This is a genomic window from Acidovorax sp. HMWF018 (genome assembly GCF_003061035.1).
GTDB classification, from domain to species: domain Bacteria; phylum Pseudomonadota; class Gammaproteobacteria; order Burkholderiales; family Burkholderiaceae_C; genus Acidovorax; species Acidovorax delafieldii.
The window spans coordinates 1-5,576 of record NZ_QAIM01000015.1 but is presented as its reverse complement, the minus strand read 5'-3'; the positions used below and the strand labels follow the sequence as shown (position 1 = coordinate 5,576).

General features: G+C 68.5%; 7 protein-coding genes. 6 read left to right on the top strand and 1 reads right to left on the bottom strand.

Annotation, left to right across the window (positions count from 1 at the left end):
- From DBR23_RS00440 to DBR23_RS00415, 6 genes are all read left to right on the top strand, one after another.
- Nucleotides 1-439: molybdopterin-dependent oxidoreductase (locus DBR23_RS00440; RefSeq protein WP_146191172.1), on the top strand; the 439-nt coding region annotated here is incomplete at its 5' end.
- The gene (locus tag DBR23_RS00435; RefSeq protein ID WP_108496944.1) at nt 420-2,066 is read left to right on the top strand and encodes a diguanylate cyclase; all 1,647 of its coding nucleotides are present in this window, start codon (nt 420-422) and stop codon (nt 2,064-2,066) included. The genes DBR23_RS00440 and DBR23_RS00435, both read left to right, overlap by 20 nt.
- Before the next feature lie 23 nt (nt 2,067-2,089).
- Nucleotides 2,090-2,452 (top strand): response regulator, encoded by a 363-nt coding sequence (locus DBR23_RS00430; RefSeq protein WP_199227595.1) that lies wholly within the window; start codon nt 2,090-2,092, stop codon nt 2,450-2,452.
- A 1-nt stretch (nt 2,453) separates the two neighbouring features.
- The gene (locus tag DBR23_RS00425) at nt 2,454-3,068 is read left to right on the top strand and encodes a chemotaxis protein CheC (protein WP_108496943.1); all 615 of its coding nucleotides are present in this window, start codon (nt 2,454-2,456) and stop codon (nt 3,066-3,068) included.
- 161 nt (nt 3,069-3,229) lie between these two features.
- Nucleotides 3,230-3,868 carry an MBL fold metallo-hydrolase gene (locus DBR23_RS00420; protein WP_108496942.1) on the top strand — a complete coding sequence of 213 codons (639 nt, stop codon included), beginning with the start codon at nt 3,230-3,232 and terminating at the stop codon, nt 3,866-3,868.
- 243 nt (nt 3,869-4,111) lie between these two features.
- Entirely contained in the window at nt 4,112-5,215 is a 1,104-nt protein-coding gene (locus DBR23_RS00415; RefSeq protein ID WP_108496946.1) for a GGDEF domain-containing protein, read from the top strand.
- Nucleotides 5,216-5,243: 28 nt separating this feature from the next.
- Here DBR23_RS00415 and DBR23_RS00410 read toward each other — a convergent pair.
- A partial coding sequence (locus tag DBR23_RS00410; RefSeq protein WP_146191171.1) for a M48 family metalloprotease occupies nt 5,244-5,576 on the bottom strand: 333 nt, incomplete at its 5' end.

Here is a 5,576-nt window from a genome sequence, read left to right as displayed (position 1 = left end):
GTGCCCAGCCCCCCAGGGCCGCAGCGTGCTGCAACTGCAGCCTGCCGGCGACGGTCAGGCGCAGGCCTGCGACCTGCAGGCCCTGGAGCGACTGCCAGCGCTAGACATCACCACCGCACTGCCCCCCGCGCTGGGCATGGCGGGTACACACCGCTGGACCGGTGTTCCGCTGCGCCACCTGGTGGAGCAGCTCGGAGGCGGCGAACGCAGCCGCATCGTGCTGATGGCCCTGAACGACTATGCCGTCGCGATCCCCTGGAGCGACCTGCTTCGCTACAACCCCGTGCTGGCCTACCGGCGCGACGGCCAGCGCATGGGCATCCGCGACAAGGGGCCACTGATCCTGATCTACCCGTTTGATGCCCACCCCGCTCTGCAGCAGGGCCAGGACTACGTCAACCGCACCATCTGGCAGGTCCATGCTGTCTCCATCCGCTAAGCAGCAGCCCGCCGCCAGCAACACACGCACCACCCACCGGCTGCTGGCCCTGGTGGTGGCCATGGCTTTGGGCACCTCTGCGGCCCTGTGGTGGACGCTGCGCCAGGCCCAGGACCTTGCGCAGCCCCACCAGCAAAACGACCTCTGGTACATCGCCAGCGTGCACAACGAACTGGCGCGGGTGAGTCTGCTGGCGCGCCAGCTGCGGGCCCGGGAGGCCAGCGCGCAAGACCTGGTCGACCGGCTGGACGTGCTGTACAGCACACTCGACACCAGCGGTCGCGGACCGCGCGTGAGCACCCAGCTGCGCGAGGCACTGCCGGACACCGCACAGGGCCTTGACGGGTTGCGCACTCAGGTGGAGCGCTGGTCGTCGCAGGCCAGCGGCAGCGCCAACGAGCCCGGCAGCACCGCGGCGCGGCGCACGCAGGCGACGGCCGCACCCACCCAGGCGCTGCGCGTGGCCGAAGACATCACCCGCCAGTCCGACGCGCTGCTGGAGCGCCTGCGCCAGGCTGTGGCCACCGTGCACCTGTTCAGCACCCAGCAGACAGACCAGGCGCGCCAGCAGTTGCACCAGCGCTTCATCGTGCTCAGCGTGGTGCTGAGCGCTCTGCTCGTGGGCACCACGCTGCTGATTGCCCGGCTGGTGCAGGATGCACGCGCCGCCAAAGCCGCATCGCGGCAGCTGGCGCAAACCAACCGGGAGCTGGAAGACCGCGTGGCCCGGCGCACGCGCAAGCTCGAAGAAAGCCGCGCGCTGCTGGGCTTCATATTGGACACCAGCCCCAGCGACGTGCTGCTGGCCGAAGTCGAGAGCGGTCGCGTGCACTTCATCAACTACCGGCTGACCGAGCGCCTGGGGCTCAAAACCGCTCCTCAGACCCTGTTTCTGCCCGACCTGCTGCACGACCCCGACACACGCCAGCGCTTCATGCAGACCCTGGACCAGTACGGGCAGGTCGATGCCATGGAGGCGCAGATCGGCACCCATGCCCCGCGCTGGAGTTCACTGTCGGCCCGCCTCATCGACGTCGAGGGCCAGCTGGCACACCTGCTGTGGGGCTTTGACATCAGCACCCACAAGGCCCTGGAGGCCCAGCTGCGCGAACTGGCCACGCGCGATGCGCTCAGCGGCCTGCTGAACCGCCGGGCCTTCATGGAGCGCAGCACCGCCCTGTTCGACCACTGCCGCCGCCATGGACAACCTTGCACCGTGCTGATGATCGACATCGACCACTTCAAGCGCATCAACGACCGGTACGGCCACCAGATGGGCGACACCGCCATCCGCGCCTGTGCCGAGGCCATCGGCCAGGCCCTGCGCGAGGCCGACCTGCTCGGCCGCCTGGGCGGGGAGGAATTTGCCGCGCTGCTGCCCCATGCCAGCGCCGACAGCGCACGCCAGGTGGCCGAGCGCATCCGGGGCGCCATCACACAGCTGGGCCTGGCGTCGCCTGCAGGGCACCCGGTCACGTTCACCATTTCCATCGGCATGGCTGCCAGCGAGCGGCACCACACAGGCATCGAGCCGCTGATGGCCGATGCCGACGCGGCGCTGTACCGCGCCAAGGCCGCCGGCCGCAACCGGGTGCTGACCCACGGGGCGGCGCACCCCGCACTATGACCTTAACCAACGACACAACAACCATGAGCCTGCGCCTTTTGATTGTGGATGACAGCCGCATGTCCCGCCTGATCCTGCAGGGCCTGGTGCAACAGGCCCGCCCCGACTGGACCATCGTGCACGCCAGCAGCGGCGAAGAAGCCTTGCAGCTGGCGCGCGAGAACCCCGTGGACCTGGTTTCCATGGACTTCAACATGCACGGCATGAACGGCCTGGATGCCGCACTGGCGTTGCGCCAGTTGCTGCCCCGGGTGCCCATTGCCATCCTCACGGCCAATGTGCAGAACGCCGTGCAGGAGCGCATCGAGGAAGCGGGTATGGTGTTCATTGCCAAGCCCATCACCGCCCAAGCCGCCCAACAGCTCATCGCCCTCGCAGGAGCCTGACATGCCCATCCAGCTAGACGCCGAACAGATCGATGCACTGAGCGAGATCTTCAACATCGGCGTGGGCAAGGCCGCCGCAGCCATGGGCAGCCTGCTGCGCGACGAGGTGCTGCTTTCAGTGCCGCATGTCAGCGTGTTCACCGTGAGCGAGGCGGCGCAGCAACTGGGCACCCAGGGCCACCCCATGTATGGCGTGCGCCAGCCGTTTCGCGGCGTGCTCAACGGCGATGCCCTGCTGATCTTTCCAGGCCACCGCAGCCTGGAAATCGTGCGCATCGTCGCCGGGCAGAACGTACCCAGCGAAGACCTGAGCGCCATCGAGCAGGATGCGCTGACCGAGGTGGGCAACGTGATGCTCAACGCCTGCATCGCCGCCTTGTCCGACCTGCTGGGCCACGAGTTCGAACTAAGCCCGCCACGGTTCGACATGGGCGACAGCCGCACCATCCTGGGCACCCGCATCCAGAACCACCTGGTGGTGTTCCTGCACATCCGCTTTGAGCTGCTGAGCAGCCAGATCGAGGGCTTTGTGGTGTTCGTGCTCAACACCACGTCGCTCGAGGGCCTGCGCACCGCCGTGAACCGGCTGCTGGGCCGGCCTGTGGACGCAGACTGAGGCCCCAAGCGGCCGCCAAGGGACGGCGGGCGCTGCACAGGCCCTGTGCGAAACTAGCAGCTGTTGCCTTCCGGCCCTGCCTCCGCCGCGCCAGCCCGCTATCGCCCCCTGGGAGAAAGCGGCCCCAGCGCGATGGGCGATGGGTTTACTGCCTCCATCCCATGCTCCGCTACCTCACCGTCCCCGTCACTCCTTTCCAGCAGAATGCCTCCGTCGTCTGGTGCGACGCCACCCGGCAGGCCGCCGTGATCGACCCAGGCGGAGACCTGGACACCTTGCTGGCAGCGGTGGAAGAACACGGGCTGACGCTGTCCCAGATCTGGCTCACCCACGCGCACATTGACCACGCCGGCGGCACGGGCGAGCTCGCCCAGCGCCTGTCGGTGCCCATCGTGGGCCCCCACCCGGGCGACCAGTTCTGGATCGACGGGCTGCCGCAGCAAAGCGCCATGTTCGGCTTTCCGCCCGCGCAGCACTTCACCCCCACGCGCTGGCTGCAAGACGGCGACACCGTGCAGATCGGCAACGAGACGCTGGCCGTGCGCCACTGCCCCGGCCACACGCCCGGCCATGTGGTGTTCCACGCGCCGCAGATCGACCGCGCGTTTGTGGGCGACGTGCTGTTTGCGGGCAGCATTGGCCGCACGGACTTTCCCCAGGGCAACCACCAGCAGCTCATCGACAGCATCACGCAGCGGCTGTGGCCCATGGGCAACCAGACGGTGTTCATTCCTGGCCACGGGCCCGAGAGCACCTTCGGGCGCGAGCGGCAAAGCAATCCCTACGTGGGCGGGACCTGAGCGCAGGCCACAATGCTCTTTTATTCATAGCACGACAGGCATATTCCACTATCGCATCCAGCTGATTTGGCTTGAAATGGGTTGCCGGAAGCCGTCACAGGCCCTGGTTGCGAGCTCCGCGCCGCCGGGTGCCCAGCGGCGATCAGACCCCGGGATACCAGCCAGTTCGCCGCACCCCCGACACCGCCGGAGGCTACGATGGAGCGGTTTGCCACCTCTGCAGGCCGTCCGTGCCCCCGTGCCATGACCCCATCCAACGCGCCGCGCCCCCCGCTTGAACCCCAGCGCGGCTCCAGCCTCGCGGGCAAGGCCTACTGGGCCATGGTGCAGCGGGTCGCGCTGACGGCCGCTGCCATCGACGCGGGCTACATCCTGCTGTTTCTGTGGCTGGGATCGATGCCGCTGGCGGCCGTGAATGTGCTGAGCATCGCCATGTACCTGGGCGCCTACCGGCTCATCCAGAAGCGCTACAACACCGCTGCACTGGCCCTGATCTGGCTGGAGGTGATCGGGCACTCGGCCCTGGGCTCGCTGCTCATCGGCTGGGAGAGCGGCTTTCACTACTACCTGCTGATGTTCATCCCCGCCATCGTGATCGCCAACACGCGCGGCTATGCCGCGCCCATGGTGCTGGCCCTGCTGGCCTACTACCTGGGCCTGCACATGCTGAGCGACGCCGTGGGGCCGCTGGACCCGCTGCCCGCGCACAGCGTGAAGATCGTGAACTGGGTGCACATCTGCGTGGTGTTTGCCATGTCGGCAGCGCTGTCGGCGTTCTACCGCCGCACCATCCTCATTGCCGAGGCGCGCCTGCGCAAGCAGGCCACGCGCGACCCGCTGACCGGTCTGGCCAACCGCAGCCACTTTGACGCACAAGCCACCGAGGCGCTGGAGCGCAGCCGGCGCAGCGGCGCGCCGGTGACGCTGCTGCTGTGCGATGTGGACCACTTCAAGCGCGTGAACGACCAGTACGGCCACGCCGTGGGCGACCAGGTGCTGGTGGCCATGGGCCAGGTGCTGGCCGACAACCTGCGCGAGGGCGATGTGCTGGCGCGCTGGGGTGGCGAAGAGTTTCTGGCACTGATGCCTGCCAGCCCGCTGGACGCCGCCAGCGCCACGGCCGAGCGCATCCGTGCCGCTGTGGCCCGGGCACCGCTGCCCGTCGGCCCCGAGCCGTTGGCCCTGACGCTGTCGTTTGGCGTGGCCCTGGTGCACGGGCCCGACGACCTGCAGGCCGCCATTGCCCGCGCAGACCAGGCGCTGTATGTCGCCAAACACGCGGGGCGCAACCGGGTGCAGCTCGCGGGGGAAGACGCCGCCATCAGCACCCTGGCGGCTCAGTCTTAGAGGCTTCGAGCCTGCGGAATCTCGCAGGTCAACCGTTGCGGCGCGCGGCCTCGTACAGGCCTTGCACCTTGGGCACGTTCTGCTCCAGCTCGCGAATGCGCGCGGGGCCCGATGGGTGGGTGGACAAAAACGCCAGCCCGCCTTGTTTGCTGCCGCTGGCATTGCCCATCTTCTGCCACAGGCTCACGGCGGCCGACGGCTGGTAGCCCGCGCGCGCGGCCAACTCCAGCCCCACCAGGTCGGCTTCGCTTTCGTCCGAGCGGCTGAACTGCAGCGTGAGCAATTGCCCGCCCAGACCGGCGGCCGCCTGCCCCAGGTCGCCCAGCCCCAGCAGCTGCGAGCCCAGTCGCAACGCCAGGTT

Coding starts and splice junctions, on each gene's coding strand:
- DBR23_RS00435 (WP_108496944.1), top strand. CDS start 420: ATGCTGTCTCCATCCGCTAAGCAGCAGCCCGCCGCCAGCAACACACGC.
- DBR23_RS00425 (WP_108496943.1), top strand. CDS start 2,454: ATGCCCATCCAGCTAGACGCCGAACAGATCGATGCACTGAGCGAGATC.
- DBR23_RS00420 (WP_108496942.1), top strand. CDS start 3,230: ATGCTCCGCTACCTCACCGTCCCCGTCACTCCTTTCCAGCAGAATGCC.
- DBR23_RS00430 (WP_199227595.1), top strand. CDS start 2,090: ATGAGCCTGCGCCTTTTGATTGTGGATGACAGCCGCATGTCCCGCCTG.
- DBR23_RS00415 (WP_108496946.1), top strand. CDS start 4,112: ATGACCCCATCCAACGCGCCGCGCCCCCCGCTTGAACCCCAGCGCGGC.